Origin of the sequence: Brevibacterium sp. S111 (assembly GCF_004745075.1) — a bacterium.
GTDB lineage: Bacteria > Actinomycetota > Actinomycetes > Actinomycetales > Brevibacteriaceae > Brevibacterium.
Window position 1 is genome coordinate 1 of record NZ_RHFH01000070.1, and the last position, 549, is coordinate 549.

1 protein-coding gene and 1 pseudogene are annotated in these 549 nt (G+C 60.8%); both read left to right on the top strand.

Translation table 11 applies throughout. The features are described 5' to 3' along the window. Positions 1 to 390 (top strand): DDE-type integrase/transposase/recombinase (locus EB836_RS18090; protein WP_167854522.1); only part of this gene is annotated, 390 nt, incomplete at its 5' end. A gap of 34 nt (positions 391 to 424) precedes the next feature. Beyond that, a pseudogene (locus tag EB836_RS18585) lies at positions 425 to 549 on the top strand (IS110 family transposase); the annotation flags it as partial.

Sequence of the window (549 nt, forward strand, 5' to 3'; positions counted from 1 at the left end):
AAATCTCGCCTGGCTGTGGCGGCGATTGATGATGCTGTGGCCCGTCGTGGCGGGTCTGGAATGATTGCCGGGTGTGTCGTTCACTCGGATCGCGGCTCGCAATTTCGTTCTCGGAAGTTCCAGCAGGCTCTACGGCATTACGGGCTCGTCGGATCGATGGGTCGGGTCGGTGCTGCTGGTGATAATGCGGCGATGGAATCGTTCTTCGCCGTGTTGCAGAAGAACGTCCTCGATCGGGGCCGTTGGGACACGCGAGCGAGGTTGCGCACAGCGATCGTCCACTGGGTCGAGCGGACCTATCACCGGAAGCGTCGACAGCGACGTTTGGGTAAACTGACCCCGGTTGAATACGAGCTTGTTCACCAAAAGGCCGTCGCCCTGGCGGCATAAACCCAGGAGTCAACCAAACCTTCAGCAGTCCCGCCTACTCACCCAGATACACCCCGGACTAGAAGCCGTCATCGGTGCCCACCTGGACCATCCTGCAATGACGGCGCTGCTGGTGAAGTACCCGACACCGAAGGCTCTACGTCGGGCCGGCAAGCACCG